17 protein-coding genes and 1 pseudogene are annotated in these 18,268 nt (G+C 42.5%); 9 read left to right on the top strand and 9 right to left on the bottom strand.

Features of this window, described 5'->3' with window-relative positions:
- Positions 1 to 3: 3 nt before the first annotated feature.
- The 4 genes from C2M25_RS15150 to efpL all read right to left on the bottom strand — a co-directional run bounded on the left by C2M25_RS15150 (position 4) and on the right by efpL (position 2,889).
- Positions 4 to 507: a hypothetical protein gene (locus tag C2M25_RS15150; protein ID WP_105181461.1), complete on the bottom strand. Its 504-nt coding sequence runs from the start codon at positions 505 to 507 to the stop codon at positions 4 to 6.
- Positions 497 to 1,447 carry a stage II sporulation protein M gene (locus tag C2M25_RS15145; RefSeq protein WP_063706692.1) on the bottom strand — a complete coding sequence of 317 codons (951 nt, stop codon included), beginning with the start codon at positions 1,445 to 1,447 and terminating at the stop codon, positions 497 to 499. The genes C2M25_RS15150 and C2M25_RS15145 overlap by 11 nt, the downstream gene beginning before the upstream one ends.
- On the bottom strand, positions 1,444 to 2,172 hold the full coding sequence (locus C2M25_RS15140) for an RDD family protein (protein WP_063706690.1): 729 nt from the start codon (positions 2,170 to 2,172) through the stop codon (positions 1,444 to 1,446). The genes C2M25_RS15145 and C2M25_RS15140 overlap by 4 nt, the downstream gene beginning before the upstream one ends.
- A 144-nt stretch (positions 2,173 to 2,316) precedes the next feature.
- The gene (gene efpL / locus C2M25_RS15135; protein WP_063706689.1) at positions 2,317 to 2,889 is read right to left on the bottom strand and encodes an elongation factor P-like protein EfpL; all 573 of its coding nucleotides are present in this window, start codon (positions 2,887 to 2,889) and stop codon (positions 2,317 to 2,319) included.
- Positions 2,890 to 3,079: 190 nt separating this feature from the next.
- Between efpL and C2M25_RS15130 the strand changes: the two genes are divergently transcribed.
- The gene (locus C2M25_RS15130) at positions 3,080 to 3,466 is read left to right on the top strand and encodes an MmcQ/YjbR family DNA-binding protein (RefSeq protein WP_063706687.1); all 387 of its coding nucleotides are present in this window, start codon (positions 3,080 to 3,082) and stop codon (positions 3,464 to 3,466) included.
- Between the two features lie 13 nt (positions 3,467 to 3,479).
- Here the strand turns inward: C2M25_RS15130 and C2M25_RS15125 are convergent, their stop codons facing one another.
- From C2M25_RS15125 to fadI, 3 genes are all read right to left on the bottom strand, one after another.
- Positions 3,480 to 4,010, bottom strand: a complete 531-nt coding sequence (locus C2M25_RS15125) for a GNAT family N-acetyltransferase (RefSeq protein WP_105181460.1) — start codon at positions 4,008 to 4,010, stop codon at positions 3,480 to 3,482.
- A 137-nt stretch (positions 4,011 to 4,147) separates the two neighbouring features.
- Complete coding sequence (gene fadJ, locus C2M25_RS15120) at positions 4,148 to 6,373, bottom strand: fatty acid oxidation complex subunit alpha FadJ (RefSeq protein ID WP_063706683.1); 2,226 nt, start codon at positions 6,371 to 6,373, stop codon at positions 4,148 to 4,150.
- Entirely contained in the window at positions 6,373 to 7,683 is a 1,311-nt protein-coding gene (gene fadI, locus C2M25_RS15115; RefSeq protein WP_063529462.1) for an acetyl-CoA C-acyltransferase FadI, read from the bottom strand. The genes fadJ and fadI overlap by 1 nt, the downstream gene beginning before the upstream one ends.
- Before the next feature lie 336 nt (positions 7,684 to 8,019).
- Between fadI and C2M25_RS15110 the strand changes: the two genes are divergently transcribed.
- From C2M25_RS15110 to C2M25_RS15075, 8 genes and pseudogenes are all read left to right on the top strand, one after another.
- Positions 8,020 to 8,976 carry an AAA family ATPase gene (locus tag C2M25_RS15110; RefSeq protein ID WP_054553219.1) on the top strand — a complete coding sequence of 319 codons (957 nt, stop codon included), beginning with the start codon at positions 8,020 to 8,022 and terminating at the stop codon, positions 8,974 to 8,976.
- 3 nt (positions 8,977 to 8,979) lie between these two features.
- Complete coding sequence (locus C2M25_RS15105; RefSeq protein WP_062566827.1) at positions 8,980 to 9,924, top strand: DUF58 domain-containing protein; 945 nt, start codon at positions 8,980 to 8,982, stop codon at positions 9,922 to 9,924.
- 2 nt (positions 9,925 to 9,926) lie between these two features.
- The gene (locus C2M25_RS15100; protein WP_062566826.1) at positions 9,927 to 10,367 is read left to right on the top strand and encodes a DUF4381 domain-containing protein; all 441 of its coding nucleotides are present in this window, start codon (positions 9,927 to 9,929) and stop codon (positions 10,365 to 10,367) included.
- Positions 10,360 to 11,346 (top strand): vWA domain-containing protein, encoded by a 987-nt coding sequence (locus tag C2M25_RS15095; protein ID WP_105181459.1) that lies wholly within the window; start codon positions 10,360 to 10,362, stop codon positions 11,344 to 11,346. The genes C2M25_RS15100 and C2M25_RS15095 overlap by 8 nt, the downstream gene beginning before the upstream one ends.
- A gap of 1 nt (position 11,347) precedes the next feature.
- On the top strand, positions 11,348 to 13,225 hold the full coding sequence (locus C2M25_RS15090; protein ID WP_105181458.1) for a vWA domain-containing protein: 1,878 nt from the start codon (positions 11,348 to 11,350) through the stop codon (positions 13,223 to 13,225).
- On the top strand, positions 13,219 to 14,868 hold the full coding sequence (locus tag C2M25_RS15085) for a BatD family protein (protein ID WP_105181457.1): 1,650 nt from the start codon (positions 13,219 to 13,221) through the stop codon (positions 14,866 to 14,868). The genes C2M25_RS15090 and C2M25_RS15085 overlap by 7 nt, the downstream gene beginning before the upstream one ends.
- A gap of 78 nt (positions 14,869 to 14,946) precedes the next feature.
- A pseudogene (locus C2M25_RS15080) lies at positions 14,947 to 15,495 on the top strand (sigma-70 family RNA polymerase sigma factor); the annotation flags it as partial.
- Positions 15,495 to 16,244: a DUF3379 family protein gene (locus C2M25_RS15075; RefSeq protein WP_055197974.1), complete on the top strand. Its 750-nt coding sequence runs from the start codon at positions 15,495 to 15,497 to the stop codon at positions 16,242 to 16,244. The pseudogene C2M25_RS15080 and the gene C2M25_RS15075, both read left to right, overlap by 1 nt.
- 77 nt (positions 16,245 to 16,321) lie before the next feature.
- Here the strand turns inward: C2M25_RS15075 and C2M25_RS15070 are convergent, their stop codons facing one another.
- The gene (locus C2M25_RS15070; RefSeq protein WP_054553227.1) at positions 16,322 to 17,512 is read right to left on the bottom strand and encodes an amino acid aminotransferase; all 1,191 of its coding nucleotides are present in this window, start codon (positions 17,510 to 17,512) and stop codon (positions 16,322 to 16,324) included.
- Between the two features lie 73 nt (positions 17,513 to 17,585).
- Positions 17,586 to 18,245 (bottom strand): GAF domain-containing protein, encoded by a 660-nt coding sequence (locus C2M25_RS15065; RefSeq protein WP_105181456.1) that lies wholly within the window; start codon positions 18,243 to 18,245, stop codon positions 17,586 to 17,588.
- Between the last annotated feature and the right edge of the window lie 23 nt (positions 18,246 to 18,268).

The raw sequence follows: 18,268 nt of genomic DNA, 5'->3' as shown, positions 1-18,268 counted from the left end.
TCGTCAGCGCGATATCCCCATTAAAATGATGAATTCAAAATGCACACAAAACAGCATCCATAATGTTTGTTTTGGCTTAGTTGAAGCAAATAAAACTCGCTTACGCTTAGTTTTGCGCTCGCTTGATAGTCGCTCGAGTTGTTCTACAGGGGCTAAAAATGCTCTGTTTGGGCTGAGCCTAAAAACGGTTAAATGCGCTAGCATATCAGCGATTTTTAACTGCTTGAGTGACTTTAAGCTACTCATTATGTTGACTGGCTGATTGAAAACCGCTTTTGACATGTAATCGAGTAAAGGTCGCTCAAATACAGGTTTAAGCCACCAAACAACAAAGCCACCTATGCCCCAATTCACTAAGAAGCTAACAATCAGAAATACAGGCACGGCCATCATCAAATACAAAGAGACCAACGCCACAGCATGCTGCTTAACTAACAACACTGTTAAATCAAAGGTCTCGTAAGCACCGCGCTTGCGGGGATTGAAGCTAAGACGATTAAGCTCCATAGCGCATTCCCCTGTATAAGCGAAAAATGACATAGGCCCAACAACCGCTGCCAACTAAATATTTAATTTCGTTAGCAATATCACGAGGTGACCAAAATGCTTCGATAAAAGCGGCAATGACTAACATCAAAAATGCGCCAACAATGAGCGGAAGTGCTTTTTGTGCAGCCTGTTTCATCGCATATGCACGGGTATACTGCCCTGGATTTAACAAGCCGTAGCCTATTTGACACCCCGCCGCTGAAGCAATAATGATAGCGGTTAACTCAAACGAGCCATGGGTGATCACAAACGAGAAAAACGGCCCTTCAAATCCAACATTCACAATGTGAGCCGCAACGGCACCAAAATAAAAACTATTGAACAACAAGAAAAAAGCAGCGCCAACACAAAACAACACGCCACCTGCAAACATCTGAAATGCAATGCCAATGTTATTGTAGATATAGACCCCGAACATCATCAGATCTTGTGATGCACCGCGCTCAGCTGATTGAACACTACCACTTGGGTTATACATTTGTTCGATATTAAGAACGGTGCTTTGCCCTAAAAATGTATACGCGGCATCAGGGTCGATTGTCACCCAAATAAAAGCAATTAAGGCCAATCCCCAAAATGCCAATAAGTTAATGCCAAGCATGAAACGATTTTCATACAGTGCACGCGGAAATGCCGTGCGTGCCACATGCCATATTTCAGAGAATTGATTACTTCGAGATAAATAAAGGCGCTTTTGTCCTAACTGCACCAGCCTGTTTATTTGCTCAATCAACACTGGGCTGTATTGACGACTTTGGGCAATAGCTAAATCATTACAGACTTTGCGATACAAATTAGGGAAATTAACAGGTAAAGACTCTGCATTATTTTGTTCACAAAGCGCTTCAAATTCATCCCAACTGACACTATTTGATTTTACAAATTGAGTTTGCTTCATTGCTTACCCTCCTGCTGCGGGTAATCGCTATCGTGTTGAGATTGTCCAGCAAAGTGGCGTGCATAGCTAACGAGCTGCGCCTCAATCTCATGCTCTTCAGCAGAAAACGGTGCAGCTAAGATAGCTGCCAACTCACGGCGCCTTGCATCAGATAATTCATCATGACGCTCAGCAAAAGCAAGCACAGCTAATTGCTCTTCGGTGGTTAAGCTGATGGTCGGAATATGCACTTCACCTTGAGATAATTCAGGGCGCGTAGCTAACTCATCGTCGTAAATGACCATGGTGCCTGCAGCCCAATCACCAATGCGTTTAAAACGGTTGTTAAACAACATAACCACAAGGCCTAAGAAGTAGCCTATCGGCAGCATATCTGCTGGGCGTAGTAAGTTACGCACCACTATTTGCGAGAAGCTTGCTGGTAAGCCATTGTCTTGCACAACACGGATTTTAAGGCGTTTTTTACCCGGCGTTTGGCCACTTTCCATTTCAAACAGGATGTTATAGCCCCATGAAATTAAAAAGTAAGCAATTAATATAAGTCCTTGCCCTGCATCGCCAAAAAATGCCAATACAGTACCCACAGCAAGTAAAACCAAACTACGGATAAGAAAATCGATAATGTAAGCATAGCTTCGCGCAACAACGCCGGCGGGAGTGATGGCGATATCAACGCCTTCGGGGAGTTTGATGTATTCTCTGTTTTCCAATCCGTGGTTTAACATTAATCTACTACTGGTATTTATTATTGTTTTCGTAAGCTAATAATAATGCGCGTTTTTCGTTCCTTTTTCAATGAATTTTGTTATGAGCACGTTACAAATAAAACAAAAAAACCGGCATTAAGCCGGTTTTTAAGAGCCTCAGAATTATTTTTCTGCACGACCCATAAATTTTTGTTCAACAGTGTTGATACGAATACGATCGCCTGTCGAAATATGCTCAGGAACTTGAATTGTTAAACCTGTTGTTAAACGCGCAGGTTTAGAACGAGCACTTGCAGAAGCACCTTTGATTGAAGGGTCAGTTTCTTCTACAACAAGTTCAACACTTGATGGTAAATCTAAACCAACCGGAGCACCATCAATCACAATAACGTGAAGACCTTGAGTTTCTTCATTAACGAATAAAACTTCTTCACTGATCGCTTCTTTATTTAGGTTGTAAGGCGTGTAATCTTCGTTATCCATAAAAACATATTCGTCTCCATCAATGTAAGAGAACATTGCTTCACGACGAGTTAAGTCAGCTAGCTTTAGCATGTCGCTGTCTTTAAAAGTTTCATCAACTTTACCGCCTGTTACTACATCGTATAAACGCATGCGGTATAAACTACCACCAGCACGACCCTGTGGTACAGAACGTTGAATATCTTTAACTACTAAAACACGGCCGTTATGCTCGATAGCGGCGCCTTTTTTAACTTCACTTGCCTTAGGCATGGGTGTATTCCTATCGTTTTTTGATGACAGAAATTTACCACGTAATGGCTTTTGTTCAATAAAAATTTGCAGTTTTCACTCATGCCCGTTATTTATTCGATTTTTCAGCAAATTATGACAATAGTTGTCTCCAAACTACGAAAAAGCTGCTATGTTTATAACTACGAAAAATGACTTCAAGGATTGGATCATGAATCAACACACAGTACACGAGTATTTAATGAAAAAGCCATTGGTGATGATCACCCAACCATTTGGCCAAGATGTCGACGTTTACAAGGTGAATCATAAAATGTTTGCTACCCTTGCCGAGGGCAAAGAAGGTCAAACAGACGATGAAGGTAATCTTGTATGGTGGCTAAATCTGAAATGCGATCCAGATGAAGCCCAAGCACTGCGTGATATTTTCCCGTCGGTGATCCCGGGTTATCACATGAACAAACGTTTATGGAATACGGTTATTTTAGATGGCACCGTACCACAAGGAGAGATTGAACGAATGATCGATAATTCGTTTGATTTAGTGGTTGCGAATATGCCAGAAAAAGACAGAAAAGCGATTGCGCTTCATCTGTAAAATTGCGCACTGATCACACTCTGTGATCAGTGCAATTTAAATGAAAATGATGATCGGTATACAAAACGCCGCCAATGGCATACGCATCTAGCTGCTTCTCGACTAACTGAAAACCACACTTCTCAAGTACTTTTTCCGAACCGATATTACCCTCGGTGACAACCGCTTTAAATTCACGCACCGCATGCTCTGATGTGGCGTAATTAAGCACTGCTTGCAAAGACTCTGTAGCATAGCCACGACCATGAAAATTAGGCAGTAGCAAATAACCAACCTCTTGACTATCTGGCACTGTTGATGAGGTAAAGCCAGTTACACCCACCTCTTTACCGGTACTGGTTTCAACAATAACTAAACAAAGTGGTGAATTCGTATTTGGCTGCCAAGGCTTTAAACGTTCATTAAACTTAGCACGTAACTGCGCCTCTGAGGGCTTATCGAAGCATTTAGCTATAACTTCGGCATCATTATGCAAAGTATAAAACAATGGCCAGTCATCGGCATTTAATAGCCGTAATGTTAATCGCGCAGTGGTGAGAGTCATGGTGATTAATCGCTTTGTAAATAAACCTAGTTATAACAAACCGACTTCACGAGTTAAATACCACTTATGGCCAATATCGAAACAAAAAGCCCCGCTCAATGAGCAGGGCTTTTATATTAACTAATCAATTTAAAGAATTAGCTTTTGGTCGTTTCTGTATCCGCGACTTCTGACGCTTGCTCGTCTTCGACCACTTCTTTGGTTACTTCAACCGGATCGACTGGCGCGATTTCAGCTACTGCCGGCTCTTCGCTTTCTGCTTGGTAAAAACGATCACCCTTTTCAGCCATTGCTTTTAACGTATCGCAAGGTGTGAAAATTGGGTTGTAGTTAGCAAAAGTCGCCATTTCTGAGCTCACTTGTGCTGCACCCAGTTTATCCATATAGCTAAATGGACCGCCTAAGAATGGTGGAAAACCGATACCAAAAATTGCGCCAATATCACCATCACGCGGGCTTGCAATAATGCCATCATCTAAACAGCGTACCGCTTCGTTTAGCATTTGCGCAACACAACGTTTAGCAATTTCGCTCTTGTTTAAACGAGGTGATGGCGTAACACCAAGAAGCTCGTATACTGACTCATCCACTTTTTTATCTTTCTTGTCGTAAAGATAAAAACCACGGCCAGTCTTACGACCTAAACGCTTAGAGTCGATTAAGCGATTGAAGGCATCCGGGGCTTTAAAGCGCTCGCCCAATTCTTTTTCAAGGATTGGCGCAATTTTAGAACCGATATCAATCCCTACTTCATCAAGTAACGCTAAAGGCCCTACCGGGAAACCAAACTCTACTAATGCTTGGTCAATCTTTTCAATCGGCTCACCTGCAAGCAGTAAATTAGCCGCTTCATTGACATAAGGCGCTAAGATACGGTTTACATAGAAACCAGCCATGTCTTTAACCACAATCGGTGTTTTACCTTGCTTACGGGCAAAGTTAACGACGCGAGCGATGGTTTCTTCAGACGTACCAGCATGAGGAATGATCTCAACAAGTGGCATTTTCTCAACTGGTGAGAAGTAATGCAGACCAATTACATTTTCTGGGCGTGCTGCATCCGCAGCAATTTGTGCAATCGGTAATGACGAGGTATTACTTGCAAAAATAGTGTTGTCTTGGCATTCACGTTCAACATCAGCCACCATACCTTGCTTTAAAGCAAGATCTTCAAACACTGCTTCGATAACGATATCAATGTGTTTAAAGCCACTGTAATCGGTAGTACCGGTAATGCGGTTCATGGTTTGTTGTAGCTCTGCTTTAGATAAAATACGACGCTTTTGCTTTTTATCTAAAATTTTATAGCTGTAGTTCATTGCATTGCTGATGCCCTTTTCAGCCACATCTTTAATGCGCACTGGAACACCGGCTTTTACAGCACTAACATGGGCAATACCCGCGCCCATTAGGCCGCCACCTAATACTGCCGCTTTAGCGATTGCTGGTGCATCATCATTGCGCCACTCTTTTTTCATTTCAGTGGTTGCAAAGAAAATACCGCGTAATGCTTTTGACTCATCGCTCATTACCAGCGTGGCAAAGCCTTCAGCTTCAGTTTTGTATGCTTTTAATTGATCAAGTTCAACACTTGCACGAACCGCTTTAATAATTGCTAAAGGTGCTGGGTAGTGACCGCCTGTTTTCTTCAGTACGTTTTCTTGTGCTTTTTTGAAAATAATATTGCGACCAAATGGGTTTGACTCAAGTAATTGGCTTAAACGGTCTAGCTTTGGTTTCGTGACCTTTGCCTTACCTTTCAGGGCAAACTCTTTAGCAACGTCAAGTAATACACTGTGTGGAACACAATCATTTACTAAGCCTGTTTTCTTCGCTTGCTTGGCACGTACTTGCTTACCAGTAAGCATCCACTCAAGTGCTTTTTGTAGACCAACTAATTTAGGTAAGCGCTGAGTACCGCCACCACCAGGTAATAAGCCTAACTGTACTTCTGGCAAACCAAGCTTAGTGATATCGCTGTCTGAACACACGCGATAATCACAAGCTAAAGCAAACTCTAAACCACCCCCTAATGCCGCACCATGAATGGCACTCACTGTTGGGAAAGGCAGCTTTTTCATATCGAAAAATGCTTGCTGGCACATTTCGCTTAACGCTAATGCATCTTCACGGCTATTAGCGCTATCAAGCATTTTAATATCAGCACCAGCGATAAAGTTATCGCTTTTACCACTGATAAATACCATGCCTTTTACCGCTTGCGCTTGTGCGTCTTTAAGTAAGGTTTTTAAATCTTCTGCAAAACTACTGCGCAGGGTGTTCATTTTCTCACCCGGCACATCAATGGTTACAACGGCTACGCCGTCATCAGCCACTGATAAACTAAATACTGAATCTGTCATTACGCACTCTCCAATACAAAGGCTGCGCCTAAGCCACCCGCTGCACACGCAGTCGTAAGCGCTAAGCCGCCACCGCGACGATTAAGTTCATGTAAGCTTTGCGTGATCAGGCGCGCACCTGTAGCCGCAAATGGGTGACCGTATGCAAGTGAGCCACCTAAAACATTGAACTTGTCCATGTTAATTTCGCCGATCGCTTTGCTACGACCAAGCTTTTCTTGTGCAAATTTATCTGACGCAAACATCTTCATGTTAGCAAGTGTTTGCGCTGCAAATGCTTCGTGCATTTCGATTAAATCTAAATCAGCTAGTGTGATACCTGCTCTATCTAGGGCAATTGGCGTTGAGTGCGCCGGACCCATTAGCATATCTTCATGTACACCAATTGCTGAGAAAGCAAAGCTACGCACATAACCTAAAATGTTGTAACCCAATGCTTTAGCTTTACTCTCGCTCATCATTAATACCGCAGCGGCACCATCGGTTAATGGCGTTGCGTTAGCTGCAGTCACGGAACCATGTTGACGGTCAAATACTGGTTTTAACTTCGCGTAGCCTTCAACTGTTGAGTTATGACGAATATTATTATCTTGCTCAATAAAGCTCTTATAAGGCGCAACATGGGCAGTCATTACTTCGTCTTTCAGTTTACCATCTGCCCACGCTTGGCTTGCAAGGGTATGAGAGCGATGTGCTAAAGCATCTTGATCTTCGCGGCTAATGTTATGCGTTTTTGCCATTTGTTCTGCTGTTTGACCCATAGATAAACCAGTAGAGTACTCAGCGACCGCTGGCGGAACAGGAAGTAAATCTTTTAAACGTAGTTTAGAGAAAATCTTTAAACGCTGGCCAAGCGTACGTGCTTTGTTTAAATCAACAAGGCTACCCGCTAATTTTTTGCTAACACCAATGGGTAATACAGACGATGAGTCAGCACCACCAGCGATACCTACTTGCACTGAGCCTGCCATAATTGACTCAGCTACGTTAGCAATGGCTTGGAAACTTGTCGCACACGCACGCGAAACAGAATAAGCATCAACAGAAACAGGCATACCCGTACCTAATACAATTTCACGGGCAATATTTGGCGCTTCTGGCATTTGTACTACTTGGCCAAATACAAGTTGGTCAATTTCAGATTTATCGAAGTTAAGTCGCTCAAGCATTTCGTTGACAACTAACTTACCCATATCAAGGGCTGGTACATGATGGAATGCTGTGGCTTGCTTTGCGAATGGCGTTCGCAGGCCGCTAACGATAGCGATACGATCGCCTTTTGCTGTTTTAAGTATATTTTGCTCAGACATTTATGCTCTCCCACTGACAGGTCTGACCTGTTTGTTTTTCCTGATTCTAAAACAACCCGTGTACGAATGCCAATAGTAAGTTTTCAACCATAGGCTTTTTTCGGCCTATTTACAAAAAAACACCGAATTTATATGGTAGGCTAAAAATCCTTAAAAAATAACGAACTATTTGAGGATTTTCTGTCTAACACTTGTGTTATAACTTTTGAATCCTTATAACTTGTTGATGGCGCCCCATCACGGTACCGCGAAAAGAATTTATCGGCACTGAATGTAACGTATTGGCGCATAACAAAAACAATTTTTGACTCACGCTTTTAGGACAGTCTTTTTATTATGGCAGTTAACGCATTTTCACAATTAAAATCATACCTAGACACGCAAATTATCGGCCAACCACAATTAACTCAAGCACTGTTAATCGCGATTTTGGCAGATGGCCACTTATTAGTTGAAGGCCCTCCGGGTCTTGCGAAAACGCGTGCAGTCAATGCCTTAGCGAAAGGCGTTGAAGGCAGTTTCCAACGTGTACAATTTACCCCAGACTTATTACCTGCAGATGTAACTGGTACCGATATTTATCGCCAGCAAACCAGTGAGTTCGTATTTGAAAAGGGCCCGTTATTTCATAACCTAATTTTGGCTGATGAAATAAACCGTGCCCCTGCTAAAGTGCAATCAGCCCTACTAGAAGCCATGGCTGAACGCCAAGTAACGGTAGGTAAAAACACCTATCCACTGTCTGATCTATTTATGGTTATGGCAACCCAAAACCCGCTAGAACAAGAAGGCACTTACCCACTACCAGAAGCTCAGCTTGACCGCTTCTTATTGCATTTGAGCATTGATTACCCGGGTGCTGAACACGAATTAGATATCCTACGCCTAACCCGTGGCGAGGCTATTTCTGACAAGCAAGCAACGACACAGCAAATTAGTCAAAGTGAGCTATTTGCTGCCCGTAAAGCGATATTAGGTTTGTATTTAGCTGAGCCGCTTGAGAAATACCTAGTACAGTTAATTGTTGCCACTCGTGAAGCAGCAGAGCTTGATGAACAACTTGGCCGCTGGATTGAATATGGCGCAAGCCCACGTGCAACAATTGCCCTTGATAAGTGTGCCCGCGCGCATGCTTGGCTAGAAGGCCGTGACTTTGTTGCCCCAGATGATATTCAAGCAGTGCTGCATAATGTATTGCGTCACCGTATTATCTTAAGTTACGAAGCACAGGCCGATGGCATCAGTAAAGACGATGTGATCAGCCGTATTTTAGAATTGGTGGCAGTGCCATAAGCTATGTCGAGCCAATTTGATACAGCGGCGTGGTTAGCAGCGAGTCATAGTCAAGGCGTCAATTTATCACTCAAAGAGTTGATGTATTACAAAGCCAAAGCTCGTTTGCTAGAACTTGCGCCCAAAGTAAAAATCAAAAACAGCTTGGCTGGGCAATACCTTGCGCCTCACAAGGGGCGTGGTATGGAGTTTGCCGAGGTGCGCCATTACCAAGCCGGTGATGACATACGCTCTATCGACTGGCGTGTTACTGCACGCACTGGCGAAACCCACACTAAGTTGTTTCAAGAAGAAAAAGAACGCCCAGTTTTTGTATTTACCGACTTTTCTAACTCGATGCTGTTTGGCTCAAAGTTACTGTTGAAGTCAGTGCAAGCAGCGCACATTAGCGCATTGGTTGCTTGGTCGGCGTGTCAACGAGGTGATCGCATTGGTGGCTTGGTGTTTAATCAGCAAGGTCATCACGAATTAAAACCCACCTCACGTGAAAAAGCCGTATTAAAGCTTTGTCACAACTTATGTGATATTCACAGCCAAGCTCTGACTAATATCGATCAAACAGCCACCAGCTTATTTAGCGAAAACCTTAAACGTCTTAATCATTTAGCAAAACCAGGAAGCTTGGTTTATATCGTTTCTGATTTTAGCGCCCTTGATGAAGCAAGTTTCAAACAACTTGAAATGTTGAGCAGGCACTGTGAATTGATTGGCTGTCATATTAGCGATCCGTTCGAGCACCGGCTACCTGCTTTTAAACAAACGGTGACTGTATCAGCAAATGGCCAAGAGCTTGCTTTACCATTAATGGATAAGCAATTTCGTGAACGCTTTGCCAAGTCAGCTGAAGAGTCGTTTTCTAACAGATTAAAACGCTTACAAAAATCTGGGCTTAGTTTAATTTCATTCAGTGCAGCCACTCCTCTTGAGCTGCAATTAGTGAGAAAGTAACAATGCAAAAAAATCCGCTAGATGGCTTACATGATGTCATTGCACCGACCGAGGTTGCATGGTGGCCACTTGCTCCAATTTGGTGGCTGATTATCGCCTTAGTTGGTTCGTTATTAATTATCGGCTTAGTGCTTTTATATAAAAACCAGCAATTTAAAAAAGCCAAAAAACAAGCGATTAAGCTAAGTAAAACCCTTGGTGATGATGACGCGCAAGAGCTACACATTATTTTAAAACGCTTAACTCGTCATTATTACAGCAATCAGCTTGCTTCTCAGCCTTTGGCAAAGTGGTCTGAAAGTTTATCGAAACTGAGTGGCGATAAATTTAGTTACGACGAATTGATGCCGCTTTATCAACAACAAAGTAATAATGCTGAACTTGCAGCTAAATTACGCAATGCTATTAGCAACTTTAAACTCAAGGAGCCAATTAATGTTTGAGTTTAGTTGGCCATGGTGTTTTGTGCTTTTACCTCTGCCTTGGTTATTAAGCCGCTTTATGCCGTTAAAGCAGCAAGGGCAGTTACGTTTACGTATTCCTGGCTTTGCTAAGCTGGGCTTAAATAATCAAGCAGTGCAGCAACATAGCCGAAAAGTCTCATTGCTCGAGTGGCTAGTATGGGTTTTATTGGTTGTCGCTATTGCAAACCCAACTTGGCTTGATGAACCTATCACGCTGCCTAATGAAGGCCGCGATATTATGCTGGCGGTGGATTTATCTGGCTCTATGACAGAGCAAGATATGGCCTATCAGAATCAATATGTTGATAGGCTTACCATGGTAAAAGCTGTACTCAGTGACTTTATTGAACAGCGTCAAGGCGACCGACTAGGTCTTATCTTATTTGGTGATACCGCATTTTTACAAACGCCTCTTACTCGTGATGTTAAAACCGTGAGCCAAATGCTCAGCGAAGCGCAAATCGGCCTAGTAGGTAGAGCAACAGCCATTGGTGATGCATTAGGTTTATCTGTAAAGCGTTTTGCTAATAAAGATGAAAGTAACCGTATCGTTGTACTTTTAACTGATGGTCAAAATACCGCAGGTAACCTTGATCCAGAAGATGCCCTGCTGTTAGCCCGCGAAGAAGGCATTAAGGTATATACCATAGGTGTTGGCTCTGATAACCCGCGTGGTTTCAGCCTATTTAATATGGGTGGTATGAGTGGCGGTAACTTAGATGAAAGCTTACTCAAGCGTATTGCCGAGCAAACCGGCGGCTTATACTTTAGAGCAAAAGATGTGGCTGGCTTACAGCAAATTTATCAAGAGCTCGATAAGCTTGAGCCAATTAGTAGCGATGAACAAACGTTCCGCCCACAAATTTCATTGTTTTATATTCCACTGCTTGTGGCGCTAGGCTTAATAAGCTTAGCAATGCTCGTCAGTTTTATTCGCCAATTTAAGCAGGAGAGCTAGTATGGATTTTGAATTTATTCGCCCTGCCCTACTTTGGTTATTAATTCCCGCGCTGATTATTTTTAGTGTGCTGTTGGTACGCAACAAAAAAAGCGCCCCTGCTGATTTAATTGCGCCCCATTTGGCGCAGTTTGTAATGAGCGACAATCATAAAAAACAAAGCCAACCGCTTTGGGTAGTTGCTGTATTTACTCTGTTAGCCATCGTGTTTACAGCAGGTCCAAGCTTTGAAAAGAAACAGGTTCCGGTGTTTCAAGCAAAGAATGCGCGAGTTATTGTGATGGATATGTCGTACTCCATGTTCAGTACCGACATCGCACCAAGCCGATTAGTGCAGGCTCGATTTAAAGCACTTGATATGATTGAGCTTTTCAAAGAAGGTGATACGGCATTAGTGGCTTATGCAGGCTCTGCATTTACTATTTCACCGCTAACCAATGACGCTAGCACTTTGGCTAACCTTATCCCAAGCCTGAGCCCTGATATCATGCCGAGCAAAGGTTCAAATGTTATTGAAGGCCTAGAAAAAGCCAACGATTTACTTAAACAAGCAGGCTATTTAGATGGTGATATTATTTTAGTCACCGATGGAGTTGATAGCCTAGATCAAGAAGATATTAGCCGCTTTACCGCTCAGTCTAATTATCGTTTAAATGTCTACGGAGTTGGCACAGAGCAAGGTGCGCCTATTAAGCTACCTGAAGGAGGCTTTTTAAAAGACATACAAGGGCAAATTGTGATTCCAACGCTTAATGTCAGCCGCTTAAGTTCTCTTGCGCGCAACAGCGGTGGCAAATTTGCACTGTATCAAACCAGTAATCAAGATATTCAAACATTTGCCCCAACCGCCAATGCTGAAATACTCAAAGATGAGAAACAAAGCCAGGCATTATGGCGAGTTGATGCAGGTATTTACGGTCTGATTATTTTATTGCCGTTAGCACTCTTTTTAATTCGCCGTAGTAGCCTAGTAGTTGGCTTTTTGTTTGTTATGCTATTACCTCAGCAACAGGTTTACGCCGCTGAATTACCTGAGGTGTTTAAGAACCAAGACCAACGGGCTCTTGATGCCTATCAGCAAAATCAATTTGAACAAGCCGCCCAAGCACAAAACACGCAACTTAAAGGCGCCGCCCTTTACCAACAAGGTAATTACCAAGCGGCCATGGATGCGTTTAGTGAAGATAAATCTGCAACGGGTTTTTACAACTACGGAAATGCCCTTGCTAAGGCCGGTGAGCTAGAACAAGCCATAGAAGCATATAAGCAAGCCCAACAGCTTAAAAATGACTTCACTGAGGCAAAAGAAAACCAAGCCCTCGTTGAACAGTTATTGCAGCAGCAAGAGCAACAACAGCAGCAACAAGATCAACAACAAAACAATGATCAACAAAACTCTGATGGCCAGCAAGATAACCAGCAAAAGCAACAGGGTGAAAATTCACAGCAAGGCGAAAACTCTGAGCAAAGTGAGCAGCAAGATGGCCAACAACCGTCTGAGCAAGGTGAGCAATCAGATCAAAAAGGTGAGCAAAGCGAGTCTAATAGTGACCAGCAAAACAAACCTGAAATGCAATCTGAAAAAGACACGTCGTCACAATCAGGAGAACAACAGCCAGAGCAAGCTCCCGAGCAACAAGATGCCCAGCCACAGCCATCGCAAAACGACGAACAAGCTAAACAGCAAGCAGAGCAACAAGCAATGCAGGCACAAGCTGCTGAACTGACTAATGAAGAGAAAGAAAAAGCTCAGCAACTTAACCAGTTGCTGCGTAAAGTTCCCGATGATCCTGCGATCTTATTAAGAAATAAAATGCAATTAGAAGCACAAAAACGAAACTACCAACGTCGTCCACGAGGAGCCGAAAAATCATGGTAATGCGATTATTATGTTGTTTATTGCTAATCGCGGCAGCGCCGCTTTGGGCTGCCACCCAGTTACAGGCAAGTGTTGATAAAAACCCTGTCCTTGCTGGTGAGTTTTTTGTTTTAACCATCTCAGCAGACGACTCTATTAACAGCGAGCAACCTGACACTTCCGTGTTATTAAAAGACTTTGTTGTAGGGCCAACCAGTGTCAGCTCTCGCACCAATATTATTAATGGTGAAATCAGCAAGCAAACCAACTGGTCTGTAAAGCTGATGACCCGTAAAGAAGGCACTTATACCATCCCTGCCTTTACTGTTGCCGGTGTTAGTTCAAAACCCATTGAGCTAACGGTGGCTAAACGCAGCCAAACCTCTGAACAAAATAAAGAAGCCTTCATTAAAACCAGCATCAAGCCAAGTAGCTTATACGTGCAAGAAGCCGGTGTTTATACGGTTAAATTGTATTTAGACAACAACAAAGAATTGCTTGATGGCAACTTAACTACCCCAGAAATGGAAAACGCTGAGCTAACCCCAATTAACAAGCAATCTGAAGACTATGAGTTAATTGATGGCAAACGCTATTTAGTGATCACCCGTGAGTACTTAGTGCAGCCACAAAAAAGTGGCGTAAATACTATTACGGCACCTGTGTTCAATGGTCGTATTCGTCAAAACTATCGCCAAATGGCTGTGTCAGCGATGGGCGAAGATGTTGATGTTGAAATCAAGCCAATTCCAGATAACTACACAGGTGCATGGCTACCAAGTGAACTAGTTAACCTTGATGAGCAATGGCAACCAAAAGACGACACCGTTGAAGTTGGTACGCCAATCACTCGAACTATCACCTTAACTGCATTAGGGGTTACTAAAGAGCAACTTCCTGATATCGATATGCCGCAGGTGAAAGGTTTTAGAAGTTACCCTGATGAAAAAGAGAGTAATCATCTGGTACGTGATGGCCGTGTTATCTCACAACAAACGGCTTCTTATGCTTTATTACCGCAAACACCGGGCACTTACACATTACCTGAAATCAAGCTGCCTTGGTTTAATACTAAAATCAATCGTATTAGCTATGCGACCATACCAGCTCGTACATTAACCGTTGTGCCAAGTACAAATCCACTCACACCAACAGCTCCTGCTATCGCAGAGCCGCAAACCGCAAGCTCTAATGAGCAGAGTGATACACCAACTAATGTACAAACCGTTACGCAAGTTACAACCCCTGTGTGGCTTATTATCGTGGCAATTGTCGGCTATGGGCTTTGGTTAATCACCTTAGTGCTTTACATTAAAAAGCGCCCTCAACAGTCGGTAGCTGAGCCATTACCTACCAGTGGTTCATCAGTATCGTTGAATGAGCTTAAGCAGTTTGCAAAGCAAAACAATAGCTCAGGGTTTTATAACGCGTTGAACCTTTATGCAAAACAGCAGACAGGTAAAAATGCTGCAGCAATCGAGTGTTTACTAGCATCACTGAAAAATACACAACTTAATGATGAAATTGCTAAATTACGCACTAAACTTTATAGTTCAGCAGATGAACAGGTTGATTTAAGCTTAATCGTCAGCTTGCTAAGCCAAGCTGCAAAGCACACTAAACCGACAAGTAATGATACTGAATTAAAAAATCTTTACGATTAACTATTATTCTAATAGGTTGAATATAAACGGCTAATCTTGAATTAGCCGTTTTTTTAAGAAAAAAATAATAATCTCAGAAAGTTTTTTTCTGATAGGCAGGTCTTAGTTACTATGACAGAAAAACAAAAGCGATATGAAGCGCTGGTTCATGTCTACCACAGTGAGCTTTTTCGCTTTGCGTATTGGTTGTGTCGTGATCAGAACATTGCTGAAGACTTAGTGCAGGAAACCTTCCTGAGGGCTTGGCGTGCCTTGGATTCACTGCAAGATCAACAAGCAGTCAAACCTTGGCTGTTAACTATTTTGCGCCGCGAGAATGCACGCCGCTTTGAACGTAAACAATTTGATTACGCCGATGTTGAAAACGACACCCTTGTAGATGAACAAAGTACAACCCTTGATGCTGAAATGGAACAAACAGTGATTCAACGACAAATAGGAAAGTTATCACAAGAGTATCGAGAGCCATTGCTATTACAAGTAGTAATGGGTTGCTCTGGCGATGAAATTGCCCAGATCCTCGATTTAAATAAAAATACTGTCATGACACGACTTTTCCGTGCCAGAAACCAGCTTAAAGAGGCTTTAAGCAGTGATGATGATCAACTTAGAGGAGCATCAAATTAATGGATGAACTCGAGTTTCGCCGCCGCATCCTCGCCGAGCCAAGCACTATTGATAAGGAACTTGAAGCGTTTGCCGAGCAGGACACAGATAAACAGGCGTTTATTGATGATGTGCGCGCTTTAGATGATGAACTAAGTAATGCGCTTAACATCCCCGTGCCTGAAAATTTAGCAAAGCGAATTATTGATAATACCTATGCCGCAGAAGAAGCGCCTTCAGAGCAGCCGCTAGACACCATTATTGAGGCTAAGTCGCGCTTTGCCTTTAATCGCCTGTATTTAGCCGCTGCAGCGTCGTTTTTAGTAGCAATTAGTGTGTTCTTTGTCACTAACAAACAACATACGCTATACAGCGTGGGTGAGCATGCCTTTGCGCACCTATACCATGAGATAGGCTCGCTAGATAAACATGAAGCCATAGACCTTGCCTATGTGAACGAAAAGTTTGCCACCATTGGCGGACATTTAGATGAGCTACCAGGTAAAGTAACCTATTTAATGTTTTGTGACTTTCAAGGCAAAAAAGGTCTGCACTTGGTATTTGAGTCTGATTTTGGCCCGATGACGGTATTCATTGTGCCTTCTGATGAGCAACCATTTGGCACTGGCTCTGACGATTTCAATGATGAGCGTTTCGCTGGCCACATCAACCGCGGTGAGCGAGCGGATACTATCTTAATAGCGAGTATTGGCGCTCCACTTGATAGCTACAACAGTATGATCAATGACGCCATTCGCTGGCTGCATTAATACCTACTCGTAGTAACATATATTACAGGCATAAAAAAACCGCAGTCACTGCGGTTTTTTTATCGCTATAAAGCAGGTTACTTACAAACGTCTGCTACTGCATTTGCAAAGTAATCAATGTTTGCATCACTGATACCAGCAACGTTTACACGGCTAGAACCAACAATGTAGATTGAGTACTCTTTTTGTAAGCGCTCGATTTGCTCTTTATTAATACCTAGGAATGAGAACATACCATTTTGACGGTCAATAAATGAGAAGTCTTGCTCAATGCCTTTCGCTGCTAAGCTTTCTTTGATTAAAGTACGCAAACCATTAATACGATTACGCATTTCATCAAGCTCGTCATGCCACATTTGCGTCAGCTCAGTGCTACCTAAAATCGTGCTAACAATATCAGCACCATGTGCAGGAGGCATTGAATAGATGCTACGTACAACGCTTAATAATACAGAGTTTGAGATATCAGCAGTTGCTGCATCTTTAGCAATGATTGAACATGCACCGATACGCTCGCGGTATAAACCGAAGTTTTTCGAACAAGAAGAACAGATGATTAACTCATCTACCGCTGCTGCTAATTTACGAAGACCCGCTGCGTCTTCTTCAAGGCTTGAACCAAAACCTTGGTAAGCAATATCAACCAGTGGCGTGAAACCAACTTCAACAGCAAGATCAGCAACTGTGCTCCATTGTTCAGCATTTAAATCCATACCGCTTGGGTTGTGACAACATGCGTGGAATAACACAACATCACCTTTAGGCACTTGCTTAAGGGTATTAATCATGTCATCAAATAAAAGGTCTTTATTTTCGTAATCGTAGTAAGGGTATTCTTTTACTGTTAAGCCCGCCGCTTCAAATAAGCTGATGTGGTTTGCCCACGTTGGCGTAGTTACCCATACAGTCGCATCTTTGTTGCAGCGCTTGATGAATTCAGCTGCAACACGTAATGCACCTGTACCACCTGGTGCTTGTGCAGTGCGAACACGGTTAGCTAAAAGTGCTGGATGCTCACCCAGTAATAAGTTTTCCATTTTTTGACAGTAATCTAGGTTACCTGCCAAGCCAATGTACGATTTACTGGTTTCGTTTTCTAAACGAAACGCTTCCGCTTTTTTAACCGCTTTTAATACAGGCGTATTGCCTTGCTCATCCTTATAAACACCTACACCCAAATCGATTTTCTTTGGGTTTGTATCTTGTTTAAAGGCCGCCATTAGGCCAAGAATAGGATCTGTTGGTAATGGTTTTAATTCTGAGAACATTGACTATCTCTTTTTATAGGGGTTAGCGTTGCCACTAGCTTAACATAAAAACCCAGCCTGATTACTAGTTAAATTAGACCAAGAGTTGAGGAATTTTAATACAACAAGCCACAAGTAATGCAAGGGTTTGCTGATCAAAGAAATCATTATTAAATGCTTCTGCATCTATAATACCTAAGCATTCATTTTTGTCTGATAATAATGGTAAACAAGTCTCAGCTTTCACCTTAGGATCGCAAGTATAATACTCACCACCTTGTGCGAGGTAATCGGCTACGTTATTGATCACACGCCCTTGCTTAGAAAGTGCAACTTGAACATTGTTACTACCTTTAGCAAATGCTTCAGTTAGCGGGAATAATGGACGGCTCGGTGCACCATGATAAACCAGCTTTAATAACTGAGAACCTTCATTAGTCTCTGTCGCTTGATAAATACCAAACCAATCAACTTGAGTTTGGGTAACAACAAAATCGATAATTTGTTGAAGCTTAGCCAGTTTTTCAGTATTGGTAGCATCATCGGCAACATAATCATTTAATTTGAATGGTTCATCTTGTAAGTAGCCAAACAAGCTACACGCACCACCCTCGCCTAGCTCAGGAATTTGATACTCCCAACGCACTGCTGGTAAAGCTGACTCTGCAAGATAATGTTCAAGGTTTGATAATTGCTCAGCAACCAAATTTTCTGGTAATTCAAGCTGAGCTGTCGATAAGTAGTTAGAAATCATTTAGCCATCCAAACATCTATAAT

Origin of the sequence: Pseudoalteromonas sp. T1lg21, assembly GCF_002964625.1 — a bacterium.
In the GTDB taxonomy this organism is placed as follows: Bacteria; Pseudomonadota; Gammaproteobacteria; order Enterobacterales; family Alteromonadaceae; genus Pseudoalteromonas; species Pseudoalteromonas gelatinilytica.
Note: the sequence above shows the minus strand (reverse complement) of the source record. Positions and strands in the feature narration are given on the sequence as shown.